This is a genomic window from Streptomyces sp. TLI_146, assembly GCF_002846415.1.
Lineage (GTDB): Bacteria > Actinomycetota > Actinomycetes > Streptomycetales > Streptomycetaceae > Streptomyces.
The window spans coordinates 7,760,627-7,782,211 of record NZ_PJMX01000001.1; the positions used below are offsets into that span (position 1 = coordinate 7,760,627).

Annotated in this window: 18 protein-coding genes; 7 read left to right on the forward strand and 11 right to left on the reverse strand. The window is 73.8% G+C overall.

From position 1 onward, the window contains the following. The first annotated feature begins 373 nt into the window (after positions 1-373). Entirely contained in the window at positions 374-577 is a 204-nt protein-coding gene (locus tag BX283_RS34535) for a cold-shock protein (RefSeq protein WP_101391331.1), read from the forward strand. 348 nt (positions 578-925) lie between these two features. After that, positions 926-2,449: a DEAD/DEAH box helicase gene (locus tag BX283_RS34540; RefSeq protein ID WP_101391332.1), complete on the forward strand. Its 1,524-nt coding sequence runs from the start codon at positions 926-928 to the stop codon at positions 2,447-2,449. A gap of 55 nt (positions 2,450-2,504) precedes the next feature. Here the strand turns inward: BX283_RS34540 and BX283_RS34545 are convergent, their stop codons facing one another. The 4 genes from BX283_RS34545 to BX283_RS34560 form a co-directional block, all read right to left on the reverse strand. Continuing rightward, positions 2,505-2,915 (reverse strand): GntR family transcriptional regulator, encoded by a 411-nt coding sequence (locus BX283_RS34545; protein WP_101391333.1) that lies wholly within the window; start codon positions 2,913-2,915, stop codon positions 2,505-2,507. Positions 2,916-3,046: 131 nt separating this feature from the next. Then, positions 3,047-4,033 carry an ABC transporter permease gene (locus BX283_RS34550; protein WP_101391334.1) on the reverse strand — a complete coding sequence of 329 codons (987 nt, stop codon included), beginning with the start codon at positions 4,031-4,033 and terminating at the stop codon, positions 3,047-3,049. Continuing rightward, a complete protein-coding gene (locus BX283_RS34555) occupies positions 4,030-4,965 on the reverse strand; it encodes an ABC transporter ATP-binding protein (RefSeq protein WP_101392756.1) in 936 nt (311 codons plus the stop codon). The genes BX283_RS34550 and BX283_RS34555 overlap by 4 nt, the downstream gene beginning before the upstream one ends. 103 nt (positions 4,966-5,068) lie before the next feature. Then, positions 5,069-6,115: a nitronate monooxygenase family protein gene (locus BX283_RS34560; protein WP_101391335.1), complete on the reverse strand. Its 1,047-nt coding sequence runs from the start codon at positions 6,113-6,115 to the stop codon at positions 5,069-5,071. A gap of 395 nt (positions 6,116-6,510) precedes the next feature. On the opposite strand from BX283_RS34560, the gene BX283_RS34565 reads away from it, so the two are divergent. Both BX283_RS34565 and BX283_RS34570 read left to right on the forward strand, forming a co-directional pair. Beyond that, a complete protein-coding gene (locus BX283_RS34565; protein WP_257584068.1) occupies positions 6,511-7,410 on the forward strand; it encodes a hypothetical protein in 900 nt (299 codons plus the stop codon). A gap of 101 nt (positions 7,411-7,511) precedes the next feature. After that, positions 7,512-8,174: a DUF4232 domain-containing protein gene (locus tag BX283_RS34570; RefSeq protein WP_101391336.1), complete on the forward strand. Its 663-nt coding sequence runs from the start codon at positions 7,512-7,514 to the stop codon at positions 8,172-8,174. A gap of 30 nt (positions 8,175-8,204) precedes the next feature. Here BX283_RS34570 and BX283_RS34575 read toward each other — a convergent pair whose 3' ends face one another. Then, a complete protein-coding gene (locus tag BX283_RS34575) occupies positions 8,205-9,323 on the reverse strand; it encodes a sulfite oxidase (RefSeq protein ID WP_101391337.1) in 1,119 nt (372 codons plus the stop codon). A gap of 240 nt (positions 9,324-9,563) precedes the next feature. Between BX283_RS34575 and BX283_RS34580 the strand changes: the two genes are divergently transcribed. Beyond that, positions 9,564-10,946: an FAD-binding oxidoreductase gene (locus BX283_RS34580; protein ID WP_101391338.1), complete on the forward strand. Its 1,383-nt coding sequence runs from the start codon at positions 9,564-9,566 to the stop codon at positions 10,944-10,946. A gap of 12 nt (positions 10,947-10,958) precedes the next feature. On the opposite strand, the gene BX283_RS34585 is transcribed toward BX283_RS34580, so the two are convergent. The 6 genes from BX283_RS34585 to BX283_RS34610 all read right to left on the reverse strand — a co-directional run bounded on the left by BX283_RS34585 (position 10,959) and on the right by BX283_RS34610 (position 19,816). Then, entirely contained in the window at positions 10,959-12,308 is a 1,350-nt protein-coding gene (locus BX283_RS34585) for a VWA domain-containing protein (protein WP_101391339.1), read from the reverse strand. Further along, on the reverse strand, positions 12,305-13,174 hold the full coding sequence (locus BX283_RS34590; RefSeq protein WP_101391340.1) for a MoxR family ATPase: 870 nt from the start codon (positions 13,172-13,174) through the stop codon (positions 12,305-12,307). Before BX283_RS34590 ends, BX283_RS34585 begins: the two co-directional genes overlap by 4 nt. A gap of 148 nt (positions 13,175-13,322) precedes the next feature. After that, the gene (locus tag BX283_RS34595; RefSeq protein ID WP_101391341.1) at positions 13,323-15,596 is read right to left on the reverse strand and encodes a SpoIIE family protein phosphatase; all 2,274 of its coding nucleotides are present in this window, start codon (positions 15,594-15,596) and stop codon (positions 13,323-13,325) included. Positions 15,597-15,782: 186 nt separating this feature from the next. Then, a complete protein-coding gene (locus tag BX283_RS34600) occupies positions 15,783-17,171 on the reverse strand; it encodes a hypothetical protein (protein WP_101391342.1) in 1,389 nt (462 codons plus the stop codon). Between the two features lie 196 nt (positions 17,172-17,367). Next, positions 17,368-18,417, reverse strand: a complete 1,050-nt coding sequence (locus BX283_RS34605) for an SDR family NAD(P)-dependent oxidoreductase (RefSeq protein WP_101391343.1) — start codon at positions 18,415-18,417, stop codon at positions 17,368-17,370. 34 nt (positions 18,418-18,451) lie between these two features. After that, positions 18,452-19,816 (reverse strand): amidase, encoded by a 1,365-nt coding sequence (locus BX283_RS34610; RefSeq protein WP_101391344.1) that lies wholly within the window; start codon positions 19,814-19,816, stop codon positions 18,452-18,454. Between the two features lie 158 nt (positions 19,817-19,974). Between BX283_RS34610 and BX283_RS34615 the strand changes: the two genes are divergently transcribed. Together BX283_RS34615 and BX283_RS34620 are read left to right on the forward strand one after the other, a co-directional pair. After that, on the forward strand, positions 19,975-20,796 hold the full coding sequence (locus BX283_RS34615; RefSeq protein WP_101391345.1) for a maleylpyruvate isomerase family mycothiol-dependent enzyme: 822 nt from the start codon (positions 19,975-19,977) through the stop codon (positions 20,794-20,796). 183 nt (positions 20,797-20,979) lie between these two features. Further along, a complete protein-coding gene (locus tag BX283_RS34620) occupies positions 20,980-21,495 on the forward strand; it encodes a hypothetical protein (protein ID WP_101391346.1) in 516 nt (171 codons plus the stop codon). The last annotated feature ends 90 nt before the right edge of the window (positions 21,496-21,585 follow it).

Genomic DNA, 21,585 nt, shown 5'->3' on the forward strand with positions numbered 1-21,585 from the left:
CACAGGCAGGGGCCGCACCCCCGGAGCCTCCCGCGCGTCGCCCCGCCTCTCCTCCCCGTATGCCGAAAGTATGCTTTACGTAAGCAAATATGGGTTGCCGCAGGTCGGGGGCGGGTTCGGGGATTTTTCCAATGGGGGTTGGGGATTCCCGGGGGCGCGGCTCGCAAAGTCGGCATTTGCTGTACGGGACGGCCGCACCGTGCTACGGTTGATCCAGTTGCAGTTGTGGTTCCCAAAGACTTCAAGTGCCTGGACGGTCTACCGTCGGGCACTTTTGTATTTCCGGTGCTTTATCCGGACGGGGCAATCATCACGGCGACGCCGGGGTTCGCACAGTGTGGACCCCAGGGCAATGCCCCGAAGGAGATATGACATGGCTACTGGCACCGTGAAGTGGTTCAACTCGGAAAAGGGCTTCGGCTTCATCGAGCAGGAGGGTGGCGGCCCGGACGTCTTCGCCCACTACTCGAACATCGCCACCCAGGGCTTCCGTGAGCTTCAGGAAGGCCAGAAGGTGACCTTCGACGTCACGCAGGGCCAGAAGGGCCCCCAGGCGGAGAACATCCTCCCCGCCTGACGTCGCTGAAGCGCAGGTATGACGCAGCTGGGGCCCGCACCTTGTGTACGGGCCCCAGCTCGTTGCTGTCTCCAGGCACGCGCCCCTCGTGGAGCGCGTGCCCGCCGCGCCGTGGACGGCACTCCACGCCGCGCGTGACACCGGGTACCGCCGTACGCGCCACCGCCCCGCCGGGATCATCTCCCCGGGCCGACGCGCGCCAGGTATTCCGAGGCCCGACGACCGCCCGCAGTGACGCGGCCGGACCGGGCTCGTTCTCGTCTTTTCTTTCGGCTCGTTCTTGCGATTCCCCGGCAGTCATTTCTGCCGCGAATTCCTCGATACGTGCCATATCGAGGAAGGTTCTGCATGAACCGATCAGCTCGCACGAATGACCGCTCGTTCGGCGCCCGCAAGGGATCCGGCTCCGGCGGCGCCCGCTACCGCGCGCAGGCGCAGGCCCAGGCGCAGGGCCGCTCCGGCGGCCGCCCCCGGCGCCCCGCCGCCCCGCAGGGCGAGTTCGCGCTCCCCACCACCGTCACCCCGGCACTGCCCCCGGCCGAGGCGTTCGCCGACCTGGACATGCCCGCCCCGCTGCTCGCGGCGCTCGCCGCCGAGGACGTGACGGTGCCGTTCCCGATCCAGGCGGCCACCCTGCCGAACTCGCTCGCGGGCCGCGACGTCCTGGGCCGGGGCCGCACCGGCTCGGGCAAGACCCTCGCCTTCGGCCTCGCGCTCCTGGCCCGTACCGCGGGCAAGCGCGCCGACTCCAAGCAGCCGCTGGCCCTGGTCCTCGTCCCCACCCGTGAGCTGGCGCAGCAGGTCACCGACGCGCTCACCCCGTACGCCCGGTCGCTGCGGCTGCGCCTGGCCACCGTCGTCGGCGGGATGTCGATCGGACGGCAGGCCGGGGCGCTGCGCTCCGGCGCCGAGGTCGTCGTGGCGACGCCCGGCCGCCTGAAGGACCTCGTCGAGCGCCGCGACTGCCGTCTGGACCGGGTGGACATCACCGTCCTGGACGAGGCCGACCAGATGGCCGACATGGGCTTCATGCCGCAGGTCACCGAGCTGCTCGACCTGGTGCGCCCCGGCGGGCAGCGGATGCTGTTCTCGGCCACCCTGGACCGCAACGTGGACCTGCTGGTGCGCCAGTACCTGACCGACCCGGTGGTCCACTCCGTCGACCCGTCGGCGGCCGCGGTCACCACGATGGAACACCACCTGCTGCACGTGCACGGCGCCGACAAGTACGCCACCGCCACGGAGATCGCCGCCCGCGAGGGCCGGGTGATCATGTTCCTGGACACCAAGCACGCCGTCGACCAGTTCACCAAGCACCTGATGAGCAGCGGTGTACGGGCGGCCGCGCTGCACGGCGGCAAGTCGCAGCCGCAGCGCACCCGCACCCTGGCCCAGTTCAAGGACGGGCAGGTCACCACGCTGGTGGCGACCAACGTGGCGGCGCGCGGCATCCACGTCGACGACCTCGACCTGGTCGTCAACGTCGACCCGCCGGCCGACCATAAGGACTATCTGCACCGCGGCGGCCGTACCGCCCGCGCGGGTGAGTCCGGCAGCGTCGTCACCCTGGTGACGCCCAACCAGCGCCGCGACATGAGCCGACTGATGGCGGACGCCGGGATCCGGCCGCAGATCACCCAGGTCCGCTCCGGCGAGGCCGAGCTGGCCCGTATCACCGGCGCGAAGACCCCGTCGGGCGTGCCGATCGGCAACGCGCCGGCGGCCGAGCGCCCCAAGCGCGGCGGGGCCCCGTTCCGGGGCATCGGCACCACCCCCGGGCGGCCCGGCCGCTCCGGCGGCAGCCGCCGGACCACCGAGGCGCAGCAACTCGCCGAGGCGCGCAAGGCGGCCCGGGTGCGCCGCTCCGCGTAGGCGCAGGTGAACAGAGACGGGTGCGCCGCTCGGCCTCTGGGGCCGAGCGGCGCTCTCAGTGTGCGGGGGTGTGCGTCGGCGTCGCCGCCGGAAATGTCTCGCCGAGCAGGGCGTCGAACAGCGTCGTGACGTCGTGTTCGGTCATGCCCTGCGCCCGCGCCTCGCGCAGCCACTCGCCGAGCCGGGCGCGCAGCGGTGACTCCGGAGCGGTCTGCGGGGTGGCGAGCGAGCGAGTGATGAACGTCCCCGCCCCCTGGCGCACTTCGACGAGGCCGGAGCGCTCCAGCTCCCGGTAGGCCTTGAGGGTGGTGTTGGGGTTCACCTTCGTGGTGGCGGCCACCTGCGCCGCCGTCGGCAGTTTGTCGCCCTCGGCCAACGCCCCCATGCGCAGCGCCTGCTCCACCTGGTGGACGATCTGGAGATAGGCGGGCAGGCCGCTGCGGCGGTCCACGCGGAACACGACCATCGCACCTGCCTCCTTCACTTCGCATCTGCCGGTCGGCTGCGCCCACGGGTTCGAGTCCCGGGGGCGCAAACCCCTTCGTACGGTGGCGTACAGCCTAAGCGCAGCGGTTTCGCGCGCCGCGCCGGAGCGGGCTAGAACGCCTGGCGGCGGGTCCGCCACACGGCCAGCGCGAGCAGGACCGCGCTCGCCACGGCCAGCAGAGCGGCCGCCGTCCACTGAAGGGTGGCCATCTGGTCGTAACCGAAGTAGTCCCACACCGAGTTGACGATGCCCTTACGGACCCGGCAGGCGTCGGCGTCGGCCTCGTTGACGCAGGTGCCCCACCCGTAGAGCTTGCCGGAGGCGGTGCCGACCCACTGGTCCACCTGGACCGAGCCGTTGAGCACCGCCGGGTGGTCACCGTTGAGGGGGAACGCGACCCGGCGGGGTGTCGCGAGGTGCGGCTTGAGGTAGTCGAAGGCCACCGAGAAGGCGAACGTGCCGAAGGCCGTGAGCGTCATCGCGGTCACCGCACGGCGCACCAGCGCGCCGATGACGATGCCGAGGGACGTGGTGAACAGAGCCATGGTGAGCAGCACGGGGCCCGTGTTCTCGAAGATCGACGCGTCGAGCCAGTCGCGGGAGACGAGCGGTCGTGCGCTGTGCCAGTACCAGGTCAGCAGCGTGCCCAGGACCGCCGTGGTCACCGCGACGAGCACCAGGGCGAAGCCGAGTTTCCACCGCAGCCAGCGCGCGCGGGGCACCGACTGGGTGGTGACCAGCCGCGCCGTGCCGTTCTCCTGGTCCGCGGCGAGCAGCGGGGCGCCGAGGAAGATGCCGAAGAGCATCGGGAGATACCCCACGTACGAGGCGATCTCGTTGAACCGGTTCTCCAGCCGCACGCGCAGTGCGCCGTCGATCTCGTCGGCACCCGTGCCGGGCCAGCCGGCGGCGTGCGCGTCGTGCAGGAAGGTGTGGCGCTGATAGATGATCCAGGCAGAGCCGATCACGACGGCCGCGGTGCAGGCGATCAGGACGGCCCGGTGCTGGCGCGCCACCAGCCAGAGCAGTCCGCGCAGCCTCCTGGGCGCGGTGCGGGTCGGCTCGTCGGCGATGGCGGGGCGGGTGAGCGTGCTCATACGGCGTACTCCTCTTGGTGGCCGGGAGCGGCGGCCGGGGAAAGCAGCGCGGGCGCCTCGGGGTTGCGGAGGTAGGCGAGCAGCACTTCTTCCATGCTGGGCTCGGCGAGCTGCCAGTCGCCGGTCAGCGGGCCCTCGGTGCGCACCATCGCGGTGAACTGCCGTCCCGCGGTGCGGGACTCGATCACCGTGTGGGTGGCCAGCTCGGCGGGCAGGCCCCGGTCGGTGGCGACCCCGGTGACCAGGGTGTGCATCGGCACCAGCTCGTCGGTCTCACCGGCCATCCGGACCCGGCCGTCGGCGAGCACGAGGAGGTAGTCGCACATGTGCTCAAGCTCGCTGAGCATGTGGGAGGACATCAGGACCGTGGTGCCGCGCTCGACGGCCTCGGACATCAGCAGCGAGCTCAGCTCGTCGCGGGCGACCGGGTCGAGATCGGCCATCGGCTCGTCCAGGAGCAGCAGTTCGGGCCGCTTGCCGAAGGCGAGCGCGAAGGCCACGCGGGTGCGCTGGCCGCCGGAGAGACTGCCGATCCGGGCGCCCAGCGGGATCCGCCCGGCGCGCACGATGCGCTCGGCCGCCGCCTGGTCCCAGCCCGGGTTCAGCTCCTGGCCGAGCCGCAGCGACTCGGCCACGGTGAACCGCTTGAACATCGGCTTGTCCTGGGCGAGATACGCGTACCGGGGCAGCGCGGCGGGCGAGCCGGCCGGGGTGCCGAAGAGCAGCAGCTCCCCGGCGCTCGGCGCGACGAGCCCGGCCGCCAGGTTCAGCAGGGTGCTCTTTCCGGCGCCGTTGGGGCCCACCAGGCCGCAGATGCGCCCGGCCGGAATCCGGAAGGTGCAGTCCCGCAGGGCCCAGCCCCGACGGTATTTCCTCCCCAGCCCACGCGCTTCCAGGGCCCACCGGGTGTCGGCCGCGCCAGGAGCGGTCATGTCGCGCACGCCTCCCCCCTTTCCATGATTCCACTAGTTGACTAGTGGAATCATGGTGTCCGCGACGAAGACCTGTCAAACGCGCGCGGACCCTGGGGGCGGATCACCCGGCGGCCGCCCGGGTCTCCTCCCACAGGTCGCGGGTGAGGACGGTGGCCGGTACGGCCCGGGCCAGGCGGTGGCGGCTGCCCGCCCACAGATGGAGCCGCTCGGCGTCCCCGCTCTTGGCCGCGGCGGCGCGCAGCCCCTTGGTCAGGTGGTGGACCTGCGGATACGCATCGGGGGCGGTCGCGTCGTGGGCGTCGATGAACCGGTTGCGCAGGCCCCGCGCGGGCCGTCCGGAGAACGCGCGCGTGACCACGGTCTCGGTGAAGCGCGGGTCGACGAGCGCGTCCTGGTGCGTCCGCGAGGCCCCCGACTCATGGGTGCGCAGATAGACGGTACCGAGCTGCGCGGCGACGGCACCGGCCGCCAGCACGGCGGCGATGTCCTCGCCGGTGCCGAGGCCGCCCGCCGCGATCAGGGGGATCCGCACCCGCTCGCGGGCGGCCGCCAGCAGGTCGGGCAGCGGCAGGTCCGACGGCTCGGCCGCGGCGTCGTGGGTGGCCCGGTGGCCGCCCGCGTCCGGGCCCTGGAGGCAGAGCGCGTCCACCCCGAGGGCCTCGGCCGCCTCGGCCTCGGCGACCGTGGTGGCGGTCCCGATCAGATGGCTGCCCGCCCGGTGCAGCGCCTCGACGACGGATGCGCCGGGCAGGCCGAAGGTGAAGGACACCACCGGCACGGGCTCGCGCACCAGGACGTCGAGCTTCTCGTCCCACCCGTCGTCGTCGCCCTCCTCGGCGGGTACGGGCAGGGTGACGCCGAACTCGGCGGCGTCGGCGAGGAGCTCCTCGCGGTAGGCGGCCACCGCCTCGGCGCTCGACGCGGCCACAGGACCCGGTACGAAGAGGTTGACCCCGAACGGGCCGCCCGTCAGCTCCCGGATCCGGACGATCTGCTCCCGCATGCCCTGCGCGGTGCGGTATCCGGCGGCCAGGAAGCCGAGTCCGCCCACTTCGCTCACGGCCGCGGCCAGTTCGGGGGTGGAGGCGCCGCCCGCCATCGGCGCCTGGACGAGCGGAACGGAGAGTCGGTCGGGCTGGAACGGCATGGTCGTCCTCCGGGTGAGGGTGGGTGTGTCGTCACTCCCGATCATGCCGGGGCCCGGTGCGGGCGGGCCAAGGGCGGGTGCCGCCGGTCCCGGTTCCTGGGCCGCGACGCCGCTCAACGGGCGGCGGGGCGTGGCTGATTGATCCATATCGACGGCGGCCGCGCTCGGCGTACGATCCGGCCGCTACGATCCGGCCGCCCGGCGGTCAAATCCGGCCGGGGCCACGAAGGCGGCGACCGGGACCACCACGGCCCAGTGGGGTGCGGGGTGGCGGCCTTCCGCTGACGCGGACGCCCGCCCTGGCGGATTCGCGCCCTTCCCCGCCGCCCGCGCGGCACGTTACGTATGACTTCGCACGCGACGGCGGCGCGCACGAGGCGGGGAAGGGCGGCGGCATGACCGAGGCACAGCCGAGGGGCCACGCCCCCGCGGAGGAGTCCCGCTCCGACGCCCAGGGGATGACGCGCTTCGATGACGCCTACGACCAGCCCGACCCGCGCGCCTACTTCCGCGCGCTGCGCCCCTGGGGATACCAGACACCCCACCACGCCCAGCGCGTGTTCCGGCGCCTGCTCGCCGCACGTACGGCCGCCGGGCGCGAGCAGGGCCCGGCGACCGTGCTCGACCTCTGCTGCTCGTACGGCATCAACGCCGCCCTCCTGCGCCACGATCTGACCCTGGAGGAGCTGTACGAGCACTACGCCGCGGCGGACGCCGCCGCACTCACCACCGCCGAGCTCGTGGAGCGCGACCGCGCGCTCTACGCGGCCCGCCGCCGCCCCGACGCGGTGCGCGTGATCGGGCTCGACATGGCCGCGCACGCCATCGCCTACGCGCGGGCGGTGGGTCTGCTCGACGAGGGCTTCGCCGAGAACCTGGAGGCGGCGCCGCCGAGCCGGGCGCTGCTCCGGGCCGTACGGCACACGCGTCTGATCACCGTCACCGGCGGAGCCAGCTTCCTGTCCGCCCGCACCTTCACCCCGCTCCTCGCGAGCGTCGAGGGCCCCGTGTGGGTGGCGGCGTTCGTCCTGCGCACCGGCTCCTACCGGGCCGTCGCCGACAGCCTGGCCGCCCACGGCCTGGTCACCGAGAAGCTGACCGCGCCCACCTTCCCGCAGCGCCGCTTCACCGGTGAGCGGGAGCGGCGCTACGCCGTCGACGCGGTGACCGCGGCCGGTGAGGACCCCAGGGGCAAGGAGGCCGACGGCGCTTTCCACACCGCGCTGTATCTGTCGCGTCCCGCCGCCGAGGTCGCGGATGCGCCGCTTTCGGCGCTGTTGGGTGATGGTTTGTAACTGTCGTGCCACACGGGTGCGTACGTGTGAACCATTGCGGCCGCGGCGGTGTGTTGTACGACGAGTGCCGGGGTGTGCCGGCCATACCCTCGGGGGAAGTCATGGACTACTCGAACCTGCGACGTGCGATGACGGTTGCGGCGACGGCCGTGGTGGCCGGTGTGCTGGTGGTCGGCTGTGAGCCGGGCGGCGGCAAGGGACCCGACACCGGGGCCGCGTCCCCGGTCATCCCGACCGCCAAGGCCACGCCCCACACCACCGAGCCCACCACCGAGGCCCCCACGGTCCCGGCGGGAACCGCCAAGCCCAAGCACGCCGCCCCCAAGTGCGGGATCAGCGACCTGAAGGTCACCCCCGGCCACCAGCCCGCCAAGCACCCGGAGGGCACGGGCACAGGCGCGGCGGTCGTCGGCTTCGCCAACACCTCAGCGCACCCCTGCACGGTGAAGGGGTTCGTCACGGTGGGCGGCGCGGGCAACGGCTCCCCGGACCACAACGTCCCCTTCACCGCCACCCACATCGGCACCGCCTCCACCGTCACGCTCGCCCCGGGCGCCCACGCCTGGACGAAGCTCACCTTCGTCCAGGTCCAGGGCGAGGGCGACGGGTACTGCGTGTCCGGCTCCACGCCGCGCTCGTATCCGACCGTCGTCCTCGGGGTACCGGGCGCCGGGCACCACCAGACCGCCATGGACGACGGGGTGTTCGCCGAGTGCGAGGACACCGTGAAGGTCACCGCGCTCTCCGCCACGAAGCCCTCCTGAGCCTGACTTCGCGCGCACACACCGTCCGGCTCAGCCGTCCGGCGGGCAGAACACGCTGACCCGCTGGACGAGGTTGTTGGCGAAGCCGCCCCGGTTCCAGGGCTGGGTGAGCGGCTGGGTGGCACCGTCGGCATCGGTGGCCCGGGCGCTCAGGACGTGGCTGCCGGGGGTGGCCCTCCAGGGCGCCCGCCAGCGGCGCCAGGCCCAGGCGTGGCCGTCCGCCGGGTCGAGTTCGGCCTCGTACCAACCGCGCCCGCCGTCCGTGCTCACCTCGACCCGGGTGACCGGCGCCCGCCCCGACCACGCCCGGCCCTCCAGCGGCCAGGGGCCGGGGCGTACGACACGTGTGCGGGACATGAAGTCGGGGAAGCCGGGCGGGATCATTAGCGCGCGCGGGGCGATCCGGGTGACCGGCTCGCCCCGGTCGTCGGCGGACTGCCGCAAGCGGTAGGCCACTTGCTGCTGGAAGCCGGTGAACGGGGTCGCGGTGAGCGTGATGTCACGCAGCCACTTCACGTGTGCCATGCCGTACCACCCCGGGACCACGAGGCGCACCGGGTGGCCGTGCTGCGGCGGCAGCGGGCCGCCGTTCATCTCGTACGCCACCAGCACCTCGGGATCGGGCCCGAGCGCGTCCGCCAGCGGCAGACTGCGCTGGTAGTCCTGCTCCACCCCGCGCTCGACGCCGTGGTCCGCCCCGGTGAACACCGCCTCGACGGCGTCCGGCTCCACCCCCGCCTCGGCGAGCAGGGTGCGCAGCGGCACCCCGGTCCACTCGGCGGTCCCCACCCCCTCGACCAGCCACGGCTGGCTGACCGGGCGCGGGGAGAGCAGCGCCCGGCCGTTGCCCGCGCACTCCATCGTCACCCGGTGGGTGACCGCCGGGAAGGCGCGGAGCGCCGCCAGGCCGAAGGTGAGCGCGGTGCGCACCCGGCCGCCTACGGTGAGCTGCCAGTCGTCCGCGTCGGCGTACGGGATGTCGTAGTGGACCAGGACGTAGTGCAGTCCGGGCGGGGTGACGTCGTAGCGCAGAGCTTCCAGGGGCAGCCCGTGGTTGCGGGCCGCAAGGGCGAGTTCCTCGGGGCTGACGCCCGCCGCCGGGTCGGCGAGGCGCCCCGGTGTGCTGATGTCACCGAAAGGGCCGTCCATGCCCCCCATCGTGCGCCCGGGAGCGGGCCCGGTCATCTCCGGAGCCGGGCCGCGTCCGCCGGGGATTGCGAGTCTCCGCCCGCGGCGAGACGCTTGAGGTGTCAGCCCTGTGGCGTCCGTGCCCGGCCGAGACCGGTGGGACGCCGGGGCACCGGCGCGCGCACCGACCCACCGGCGGCCCAGCAGGGGAAGGGCCGGGCGGGATCACGGACCGTACCGTGCGCTTGCTAGGAGATCGCCATGGACGGCACGACGCTGGAGGCGATGCGGACCGTACTGCGCGGTCCGGTCATCGGCCCGCAGGACCAGGAGTACACGCAGGCCCGCACCATCTACAACGCGTCGATCGACCGGCGGCCCGCCGCGATCGTCCGGTGCGCGGACGCGGGCGACGTCATCGACGCGGTCGACTTCGTCCGCGACCACGGCCTCGAACTCGCCGTGCGCGGCGGGGGCCACAGCGGCCCGGGCCTGTGCCTGGTGGAGGACGGCGTCACCGTCGACCTGTCGCCCATGCGCTGGGTACGCGTCGACCCCTCGGCGGAGATCGCCCAGGTCGGCGGTGGATCCCTGCTCGGCGACCTGGACCACGCGGCGCACGCGTTCGGTCTGGCCACCCCGGCCGGCATCATGTCGACGACCGGCGTCGGCGGGCTGACGCTTGGCGGCGGCCACGGCCATCTGACCCGCAAGTACGGTCTGACCATCGACAACCTGCTGGCCGCCGACGTGGTGCTGGCGGACGGCAGTTTCGTCACCGCCAACGAGCGCAACCACCCGGACCTGTTCTGGGCGCTGCGCGGCGGCGGCGGGAACTTCGGCGTCGTCACCTCCTTCACCTTCTCGCTGCACCCGGTGCACACCGTGGTGCTCGGCGTCACCGTCTGGACGCTGGACCGCATCGGCGACGTACTGCGCTGGTACCGCGAGTTCCTGCCGCAGGCGCCCGAGGACCTCAACGGGTTCTTCGCGGTGCTCGTCGTCCCGCCCGGGCCGCCGTTCCCGGAGGAGATCCACGGGCAGAAGATGTGCGGCGTGGTGTGGTGCTGGACCGGCGACCCGGACCAGGCCGACAAGGTCTTCGAGCCGGTCGGCGAACCCGGCCCGCCCGCCTTCCACTTCACGGCACCCATGCCGTACCCGATGGTGCAGAGCATGTTCGACGAGCTGATCCCCAAGGGCCTGCAGTGGTACTGGCGCGGTGACTTCTTCGACCGGATCACCGACGGGGCCATCGACGTCCACGCCAAGTACGCCGAGGGCATCCCCACCGACCTGTCGACCATGCACCTGTACCCGGTCGACGGCGCCGCCCACCGGATCAAGCCGGGCGACACGGCCTGGGGCTACCGGGACGCCGTCTGGTCCGGCGTCATCGGCGGCATCGACCCCGACCCGGCCAACGCCGAGACCATCAAGCAGTGGTGCGTCGACTACTGGGAGGAGCTGCACCCGCACTCCATGGGCGGCAGTTACGTGAACTTCATCGGCGCAGGCGAGGGCCAGGAGCGGGTCAGGGCCACCTACCGCGACCAGTACGACCGCCTGGCCGCCGTCAAGCGCGCCTACGACCCGCGCAACCTGTTCCACGCCAACCAGAACATCGAACCCGCCGGCGGCTAGGGCCCATTCGGCTCAGACCGGCAGCAGCCGCGCGACCAGGCCGCCGAGCTGGTGCGCGTTGCGGCACACGTGCATCTCGACCAGCTCGGCGTAGGCGAGCGCGGCCGAGTCCCCGGTGCCCCACTGGGACGCCGGTTCGGGGTTGAGCCAGTAGACCCGGCGGGCGCGCTCGGCGATGCGCCGCAGCGCGGGCAGGTTCGGGTCGGCCATGTTGGTACGGGCGTCACCGAGGACGAAGACGGCGGTGCGCGGGCCGACCGCGTCGAGGTGGCGCTCGGCGAACTCCCCCAGCGAGGTGCCATAGTCGCTGCTGCCGTGCCAGCCGGTCACCGCCGCCTCACCGGCGATACGGTCACCGAGGCCCGCCGGGTCCGCCGCGCCCTTGCGCAGCAGCCCGGTGACCTCGTCCACGCGGTTGACGAACGCGAACACCCGCACCTTGCTGAACTGGTCGTGGAGCGCCTGGACGAGCAGCATCGTGAAGTTCGCGAACCCCGCGACCGAGCCGGACACATCGCAGAGCAGCACGAGTTCGGGGCGTACCGGACGGCGGCGGCGCAGCACCGGGCGCATGGGGACGCCGCCGGTCGACAGCGAGCCGCGCAAGGTGCGGCGCAGATCGATCCGCCCGCGGGCCGCGCGGCGGCGGCGCGCCGCGAGGCGGGTGGCCAGTTTGCGCGCCAGCGGGTGCACCGACCTGCGCAGCTCGTCGAGTTGGGCGCGGCCCGCCACCAGGAAGTCGACCCGGTCGGCGGTGGGCCGCAGGGCCCGGCGCGCGATCTCGTCCGCGCCGCGCCGCTCGGCGACCCGGCGGCGCGCCTCGCTGCCCACCCGCTGCCGGAACCCCTCGATGCGGCGGCGGATCTCGTCGTCGGTGAGCCGGTCGGTGAAGTCGGCGCCCCGGGCTCCCTGGGCGAGCGTGGCCCGTACCCGCGCGAGCAGCGTCTGGGGCCGCAGCCGGTCCAGCGTCTGGTGCGCGGAGAAGCCGTCCGAGCCGGGCGAGGCGCCGTACCCCCCGAGGCTGTCCACCGCCTCGGCCGCCAACTGACCGAGGGCCGCCTGGTCGTTGGCGGCGAGGGCCGCGGCCAGCCGCTCGCGCAGCCCGGCCGTGTCACCGTCCGACGCGGCCGGTGCGCCGACGCGCAGCGGGAAGTACAGGTCGAAGACGGGGTCGAAGACCGCCCGCTGCCCCTCGTGGTGCAGCAGCGCGGCCGCCAGCCCCTCCCGCACCCGCTCGCGGTCGCCGAGGCCGAGCACCTCCAGGGCGGCCGCGGCGTCGACGGTCTCGCCCGGGCCGATGCGAAGGCCGTGCGTCCGCAGCGTCCGGACCAGCTCGGTGACCCGGTCGGGGAGCGCGGTCACACGGCGTCCAGGTCGAGTTTGGCGGCGGCCTTCAGCATGTCGTCCTGGTGTTTGAGCAGGACGCCGAGGCTGTCGCGCACCACGTTCTCGTCGAGGGTGCCGGCGCCGAGCGCGAGCAGCGTACGGGCCCAGTCGACCGTCTCCGACACCGACGGCACCTTGCGCAGGTCCATTGCCCGCAGCGCCCCGACCACCCGCACCACGGACGCGGCCAGCGCCTCGTCGAGCCCGGGCACCTTCATCCGTACGATCCTGCGCTCCAACTCCTCCTCGGGGAAGCCGATGTGGAGGAAGAGGCAGCGGCGGCGCAGAGCCTCGGAGAGCTCTCGGCTCGCGTTGGAGGTGAGCACCACGAAGGGGCGGCGGGTCGCCGTGATCGTGCCGAGCTCCGGCACGGTGACCTGGAAGTCGCTGAGGACCTCCAGGAGCAGCCCCTCGACCTCCACGTCCGCCTTGTCCATCTCGTCGATGAGCAGGACCTTCGGGTCGCCGCCGCGGATGGCCGTGAGCAGCGGGCGGGAGAGCAGGAACTCCTCGCCGAAGATGTCCGTGCGGGTCTCGTCCCACGACTCGTCGCGGCCCGCGGTGATCCGCAGCAGCTGCTTGGCGTGGTTCCACTCGTACAGCGCGCGGGACTCGTCGACACCCTCGTAGCACTGGAGCCGGATGAGCTCGGCGTCCGCGACCTGGGCGACCGCCTTGGCCAGCTCCGTCTTGCCGACGCCCGCCGGGCCCTCGACGAGCAGCGGCTTGCCGAGCCGGTCGGCGAGGAAGACGGTGGTGGCGACGGCTTGGGAGGCCAGATAGCCGGTCTCGGCGAGGCGCGCGGAGACATCGTCCACGGACGTGAAGTACCCGGTCGTCATGGGGCGTTCTCCTGGTCTCCCGCTCGGCACAGCGGCTTCGCGGCGCGCTCGTACGTGATGTCGTACGTACTTGATCAGCTCCCCGGGCCGGTCCACAACGGGCGGGCGCGGTTTGCGGCGAAGGTCACGGCCGCCGGGGCAGGGCACGTCAGCGGGTGGCGCGGCGCGTGGTGAGCAGCAGCGCGATGTCGTCCGGGCGGTCGGTGGCCTGGCGGGCCTCCTCGATGAGCAGGTCCGCGGTGCCGCCCAGGGAGGGGCCGGTGCGGCGGGTGGGGGTGGCGGCCCGGGCCAGGGCCGCGCGGAGCCGTTCGATGCCCTCGTCGATGTCGGTGCCGGGCCGCTCGACCAGCCCGTCGGTGTACAGGGCGAGCACCGCGCCCGGCTCCAGATGCAGGTCCACCACCGGGTACACGGCGTCCGGGGCCACCCCGAGCACCACGCCGCCGGGCAGGTCCAGGACCTCGGTGCGGCCGTCGGGGCGGCGCAGCAGCGGCTGCGGGTGTCCGGCGCGGGCGGCCCGGGCGGCGCCGGTCAGGGGGTCGAGCCGGATGTAGCAGCAGCTGGCGAACTGGCCCGGGTCGAGGTCGATGAGCAGCCGGTTGGTGCCGCTCATGACCTCCTCGGGCGGATGCCCGCCGAGCGCGAAGGCCCGTACCGCGCTACGGAGTTGGCCCATGGTGGCCGCGGCCTGCACCCCGTGCCCCTGCACGTCGCCGATGACCAGGGCGAGCCCGTCCCCGGCCTCGACGACGTCGTACCAGTCGCCGCCCACGTCCATGCCCTGGGTGCCGGGCAGATAGCGTCCCGCCGTCTCCACCCGGGGGTGTACGGGGAGGCGGTGGGGGAGCAGGGCCGCCTGGAGGCCGCGGGCGAGGGCGGCCTCCGTGTCGTAGCGCTGGGCCCGCTCCAGGGCCTGGGCGACCAGCCCGGCGAGCGCGGTGAGGACCGTGCGCTCCTGCGGGCTGAAGCCGCGCGGCCGGTCGAAGCCGAGGATGCACGAGCCGACCGGGCGTCCGGAGGCGATCAGCGGCAGGAAGGCACGGGCGCCCTCCTCGGCGTCCAGGGCGATGCCGGGATAGGCCGCCGCGAGCTGCTGCATCGACTCGAAGAAGAGGGGGCGGCCAGTGGTGAGCGTCTCGACGCCGGGCAGCCGTACGTCGAGCGCGACCCCGTCGAAGGGGTCCAGGAAGCCCTTGGGGAAGCCGCTCTCCCAGGCGAGGTAGAGGTGCCGGTCCTGGAGCAGATAGATGGCCAGGCGACGGCCGCCGAACGCCGGGAGCAGCTCCTGCATCACCACGGCGGAGACCTGGCGGGCGGTGACCGCCTCGCTCAGGGCCAGGGCGAGGATGACCGGAGGGTAGAGGGAGTCCGTCCCGTTCGCGGACGCGCCCGCCGCGGCCGGGACGTCGGCGAGCGCCGCCGGGGCCGTCAGCGGCCCGAACGGTGGGGCACCGTCCTCCCGCCCGTCGCGCCCGGGGTGGGAGGCGGCCGTGGTGGCCTGCGCCTCCCGGCCCACCGGGACCGCCGTGAACGTCAGACCGTCGGGGCCCGGGTAGACGGACAGCGAGAGCCGGTCGCCGTACCGCTCCCCGGACCCCGGCCCCGCACCGGGTGGCTGCGGGCGTCTGACCTGGAAGTGCACCGGGTCCCTGGACAGCAGGGCGCCGCGCAGCTGGTCGTCGTACGCGGGCTGCTCCAGCCACGGCACCGCGTGCCACAGGGACTGCCCGAGCAGCTCGGCGCGCGGCCGGCCGAGGAGCAGGGCGGCGCGCGGGTTGACGTAACGGAACCGGCCGAGCCGGTCCAGGGTGAAGACGCCGTCGGGGAGCAGCTCGGCCGCGCCGTCCCCGGGCGCGACGCGGCCCGTGCCGCCTTCCGGAGCCCCGTCGCCCGGGGGCGGTACGCACAGCGGCTCGCCGTCCCAGACGACGCCGGGGCCGTCCGCCTCCAGTTCGAGGAGGGCGGCGCCCAGGGCCTGCGCCGCCTCCGTGAGACGGTCGCGGTCCAGGGGCGCCGACGAGGCGTCCGCTGTCGCCGGGCGCACCACGCTGAGGACTCCGTACGCCGTCGACGCCCCCACCACCGGCACGTACACCGACCCGAACCGGAACGGCAGCCCGGCCGCGAGCTGCGGGTAGCGGCGCATGGTCTCGGTGGGGTCGGCGAGCTGGATCTCGACGCCGAGCCGGTGGGCGTCGGCCACCGGGAACGGCCGGTCCACGTGCATGCGCCACCAGGGGCGGAAGAGCGGTCCGGGCAGCCCGGCGAGCACGGCGAGCCGCAGCAGCCCGGGTGTGCTGGAGCGCAGGTACACGCCCCCCACGTGGCCGCCGACGGCGCGCATGGCCTCCGCCACGGCCCCGGTGAGCAGTGCGGTCAGTCTTCCCGGCGCCCAGTGCTGGCTCTCGGCGCTCTCAGTCATCGGTCTGCCCTCGCCCGCGACGCCGCGCGGTAGGTGATACAGCAAGAATGCCCCCCGGGCCCCGGGGCGCGCACCTCGTGGGCGGCGCCCGGGTGGCGACCACAGGGCTCCGACACCCACGTGCGGACATACGAGTGGGCCGGAAGGCGACCTGCCTTCCGGCCCACTCACACCTGTCCGAGGCGGCTACTTCTCCGCGTGCCCGCTCGCCAGCGGCCACTCCTTGTGGAGGGCGCCGAGCGGGATGCGGCGCTCGATGACCGGGGTGCCGAACAGGGACAGCTGGAAGTGGAGCCGGCCGCTCAGGTCGAAGCCGCCGTAGACGGCCCAGGCACCGGACACGGACGTCTTGCCGTCGGTGGACGCGGTCGCCTTGGCGTCGGCCTCGCCGCGCAGATAGGGGGCGAAGTCGGCGCTGACGCCGACGGCCCCGTACAGGCCGACCGACGCCTCGGCGCCGAGGGCGCCCTTGACGCGCCCGGACGCGGCGACGGTGGCGGTCACCGGAGTGCTGTGCACGGCGGAGGTGCTGACCGGGGTCCAGCCCTTGCCGGAGGCGTAGCTGCCGCCGACGCGGAAGTCGCCCTTGACGTCCTGCTGGACGTCGAGCGTGACGCGGCCGTCGGCCTCGACCTGGACATAGCAGGTCAGGTCGAGGTTGACGACGACCGGGACCGGGCCGACCTGGATGACGGGCGCGCTGTGCAGCTTGGCGAAGGGGATGCGCTTGGGCGCGCCGGTGCTCGCGGCGGCGCGGCCCTTGAGCGCCCACTGCGAGGACCAGTCGCCGCTCATGCCGAGGAACGCGGAGCGCGGCCCGATGCCGCCGGAGCCGCCGTCGTAGGAGAACTCCACCTCGGGGGCGAGCTGGACGAAGCCGGAGACCGAGGCGCCGGCGGAGGCGGGCGCGTCCTTGGCGGTGTCCACCGCGGCGTTCACGTCCAGGCGCAGGTTGCCCAGCGGCAGCTTGGCGCCCTTGGGCCCGAACGTGAGGCCCTTGGTCTTGGCCCAGGAGAAGGTGACGCCCTTCATCAGGGGCTCGACCTTGACCGAGGACGGGTCGACCGGGACCTTGCCGTCGGCCTTGTCGTCCTTGAGGACCGAGGCGAGGGTGGTGGAGGCGGTCTTCACCTCGGTGCCGCTGTCGGTCTTCCCGACGACCTCGGTGACCTTGGCGAGCAGTCCGTTGGGGGCGCCCGGCGCCGGAGCGCTGGCGATGACGTCGCCGACGGCGACGGGCTTGTCGGGCGCGGGGGAGTGGCCGGGCGCACCGGTGTGCCGCTGCGGGGCGCTGGATATGACGGCCCGTCGGCTCGTCTTGTCGTAGGAGGCGACCTTCAGCGAGGACTTCTCCGGGTGGCCCTTGCCCGTACGGGTGCGGGCCACGGCCGTCGGCGCCGACGCCTCCTGCGGCGCGGCGGCCACGTCGAGCTGCTGCGTGTCGGCGGCCGCCGCGGTGGTGGCGGTGCTGCCCGGCTGCGCCGTGCTGCCGGTTCCGGCCGAGGAGCAGCCGGTGGCGGCCAGGGCCAGGGTGGCCAGGCCGGGCACCAGGAGGCGTGTGGTGAACGTGCGCACGTAGATGTGACCTTCGGATGGGAGGAGGGGGGTCGTTACCCGGGAGTAACGCGAAGGCGATCATGCCATGTGCGCCCGGCGCCAGTCACCTTGACCGCCCGCCAACTCGCGGGCGACGCGGGACGGTTGAAGGTTCATTTACGTAGGTGGGGGGCGGTCGGGAGCGGGGATGCCCCCGACCGCCCCCGCTCCCGCGTCAGGCGCTTTCCGCGAACGCGTCCACCCCGGTCAGCTCGGCGGAGAGCCGCCACAGCCGGGCGGCCTGCTCCGGGTCCGTGGCGTGGGCGCCGACACCCGGCGTGAGTTCGTCGCGCGCCACCGTGCCGTCGGCGAGCTCGTCCCCGTCGGCGTCCGCGGGTTCCGCGATGTCGCAGTCCTCGCAGTAGACACCGCCGAGACCCGTCAGCCGGGGGGAGGTCGCGGCCCAGACCTGGGTGGCCGCACCCTGCTCCGGCGTCTTGAACGAGCCGGAGACGTTGCCCTCCTCGTCGACCCACCCCGCGTCGAGCATCTCCCCGCGCGAGACATGCCGCGTCAGAGGTGTGAGGATCTCGCCGGGGTGCAGCGCGAACGCCCGCACGCCCGCGTCCCGTCCCAGGGCGTCGAGGTGGACGGCGAAGAGCACGTTGGCCGTCTTGGCCTGCCCGTACGCCAGCCACTTGTCGTAGCCCCGGGCGAAGTGCACGTCGTCCCAGCGGATGCCGGAGAGCTGGTGGCCCCGCGAGGACACCGCCACCACCCGCGCCCCGCCCGCCACCAGCGCCGGCCAGAGGCGGTTGACGAGGGCGAAGTGGCCGAGGTGGTTGGTCGCGAACTGCGCCTCCCAGCCCGGCCCCACCCGGGTCTCGGGGCAGGCCATGACCCCGGCGTTGTCCATCATGATGTCGATGCCCCGGCCCGACGCCAGGAAGCGGTCGGCGAAGGCGCGGACGCTGTCCAGGTCGGAGAGGTCCAGGGTGTCGACCTCGACGCCTCCGGGGCCGGTGATGCCTGCCAGTGCCTCCTCGGCGGCGGCGCGCCGCCGGGCGGGCACCACCACCCGGGCCCCGGCGGCGGCCAGCGCCCGGGTCGCCTCCAGGCCGAGGCCCGAGTAGCCGCCGGTGACGAGGGCGAGCTTCCCCGTGAGGTCGACGCCCCGCAGCACCTCCCGCGCGGTGCTGCGGGAGCCGAAACCCGATCCGATCCTGCGCTGAGGAGTCGCGGTGGTGGTCGTACCGGTCGTGTGCGATGTCGTGTGCGTCGTCATGCCTCGGACGCTACGAATTGGAGTGCGCTCTCAGTCAACCCCGGCCCTGGCCGGTAGCCGGTGCCGTGCGCCTCCACGGGCGGGAGCGCTCCAACTGGGCGACCAGGCCGAGGAGTTGGTGCTCCGAGCCGGGGCGGCCGACGAGCTGTACGGAGCCGGGCAGGCCCGTCGGCAGCGAGCCGAACGGCATGGCGAGGGCGGGGTTGCCGGAGAGGTTCCACGGCGGGGTCATCGGAGAACAGGCCGTGTTGACCGCGATGTTGGCCAGCCAGCCGCGCTCGTGCCAGGCGTCGGCGGCCGGGCCGCGCCGGGCCAGCGCGGGCGTGAGCAGGACGTCGTACTCCTCGAAGAACGGCGCGAGCCGTTTGTTGAGCGCGCCCCGGTGGTCCGCGCGCAGCATCCCGAGCCGCCCGGCGGCCCGCCCGACGGCCGCGTGCCGCCGGGTGCGCGGGGCGAGCAGGCGCGGGTCGAGCCCCTCGGCGTCCTGCGCGGTGCCTCCCGTCCAGCGGGCCAGGATGACCGTGCCGAAGCTGAGGGGGTAGGGCGGATGGGCGGCCGACACCCGGTGCCCGGCCTCCACCAGCACCCGGGCCGCCTGGCGGGCGAGCGAGGCGTACGCGCCGCCGACGCGCACTCCGGCGATCGGGCTGCGCGTCGACACCGCGATCCTGAGCCCGCGAGGAGGGTCGGCGGGCTCGGCGCCGGGCTCCGTCTCGTCCGCGAGCACCGAGAACATCAGCCGCGCGTCGGCCGCCGTCGTGGCCAGCGGGCCGTTCTCCGACATCCCGAACCAGGCACCGCCGAGACTCGGCACCCGCCCGGTGCCCGGCTTGAGGCCGATCAGACCGCAGTGCGCGGCCGGGATACGCAAGGACCCCATGCCGTCGTTGCCGAGCGCGAGCGGCACCAGGCCCGCCGCGACGGCGGCCGCGCTGCCCCCGGAGGAACCGCCCGCCGTACGCGACGGGTCCCAGGGGTTGCGCGCGATGCCGTGCACCCCGTCGGTGGTCCCGAAGACACACAACTCCGGTACGTGCGTGAGCCCCACCACCACCGCGCCCGCCGCCCGCAGCCGGGCGACCGTGGCATGGTCCTCGGCGGCGAGGGCGGTGGGGGTGGCCGCGGAGCCGTTGCGGGTGGATTCGCCGCGTACGGGCAGGTTGTCCTTGACGGCGACCGGCACGCCGGCGAGCGGCAGCCGGGACAGGTCCGTACGCGCCCCGACCTCGTCCGCCTCGGCGAGCGCGGCGGTGGCGCGCACCACGCGGAACGCGCCGACCCGCCCGTTCCGCGCGGCGATCGCGGCCAGGTGGTCGGCGACCACCTCGCGGGGTGTGACCACCTTCTGCCGCACGGCCTCGGCTATCTCGGTGGCGGTCCGGCCTGCCCACTTGGTCACGGTGGCTCCTCGGCGCTGCTGGCTCGGTCACGACGGACGAGAGGCCACTGTGTACGACCCGCGCGTCTCCTGTCGATACCCGTGGATCTTCGTCGCCGCCGCGACCGGAACCGCCCGGCCCTGGACAGGCGGCACGGCCTGGGGCAGGCTCCGGCGCCATGAGCGCACACCAGTCGAGTGGGACACCCCTGCCGCCGGGGCTCGGGGACGCGATACGCGGCACCGCCGAGGACATCGCGCTGCTGCTGCGCGGGGCCCGCGACACGAGCGTCCCCGTACCGGGTCTCGAGTGGACGCTGGGGGAGACGGCCGCGCACCTGGCGCAGGCCAACCAGCTGATGGCCGAGGTCGCGGCGGGGCACGAACGCGGCCACGGGGACGGCACGCCCGGGAGCATCGCGGCGGCCAACGCGCGGGCCCTCGCCGAGTTCGGCGAACGGGCGGCCGAGCCGCTGGCCGAGATGATCGTGGCCGGGGCGACGGCCTACCTAGACGCGGCCGGAGCGGTCGGCCAGGGGGAAGCGGGGCCGCTGGCCACCCCAATGGGCACCATGGACCTGCCGACGCTGGGCGCGTATCTGCTCACGCACATGCTCGGCCACGGGTACGACATCGCCCGCGCGGTGGGCCGCCCGCACATGCTCGACCGGCGGCGCGTCGAGCTGACCCTGCCGTTCATGCTCGCGGCAATGCCACGGGTGGTGGACGCGGGGGCGGCGCGGGGGTGCGACGCGCGGTACACCGTCCGTCTGTGGGGCGGCGCCCGGTTCGGTGTGGAGTTCACCGAGGGCGCGGCCACGGTGGGTGAACGGCCGCCGGACCGCCCCGACTGCACCATCCACGTCGAGCCCGTCACGTTCCTGCTGATGGCTCTCGGCCGTCTCGAACCCCGCGCGGCCATCGCCCGGGGCCGCGTCCTGACCTGGGGCCGCAAACCCTGGCTGGCACCGCGCTTCCCCACCCTGTTCAAGCCACCCTGAACTGGGCGGCGAGATAATCGACGGCGAGATACCCGGCGGCGAGGCCGTGCCCACGGCCCGTGCCCGAGTCCCGTCCCCAAGTCCCGCCCCCGAACAGGAGTCTTCTTGTCCCCGCAGCAACCGTCCCAGCGAACCACCCGAACCGACCGAACCCACCGGAGCCGTACGGGAGCACGTGCCGTGATGCTGGCGTTGGCCCTGCCGTTGCTCGCGACCGCCGTCGCAGGCCCCGCGCAGGCACAGCCACGCCCCGCGGTCTCCGCCCACTCGGCGCCCGCCACCGCCACTGTGACGGAGGGTCAGGTCAGGGAGGTCGCCCGGGGCGGTGTGCTCACCTACCCCTCCGTCACCAGCTGTCTGACGGTCACGGTCCGGCTGCGCGGCGCCGGTCTGGTCGGCGCCCACGCCAGTCTGTTCCAGGTGCCGGGCGAGCTGAGGTCGGACGAGATCCTGCCCGCCCTGCGCAAGGCCGTGGCGGGGCGCCCGGTCGCCGCCGTCGAGGTCAGGGGTGCAGTGGGCGCCTGGCACCCCGGCTACTTCACCCGGGCGATCGAGGCGTACGGCGACGGGGAAGCGGTACCGCAGCCCCAGGGCCGGGACTTCGACGGCCTGGCCAAGGCGGTCGCGCTCGGGCTGAAGCAACCGCGTGCGTCGGTGACGGTGGAGGACGTGCCGGACGGCGACCAGATCGTGCGCTGAGCCAGCTTCAAAGGCGGGGCCGGACATCCGTGTCGTATGAGGGGAGCGTGCTCCACAGACACACCATGTGCCCCGGGACCGTGTACGGCC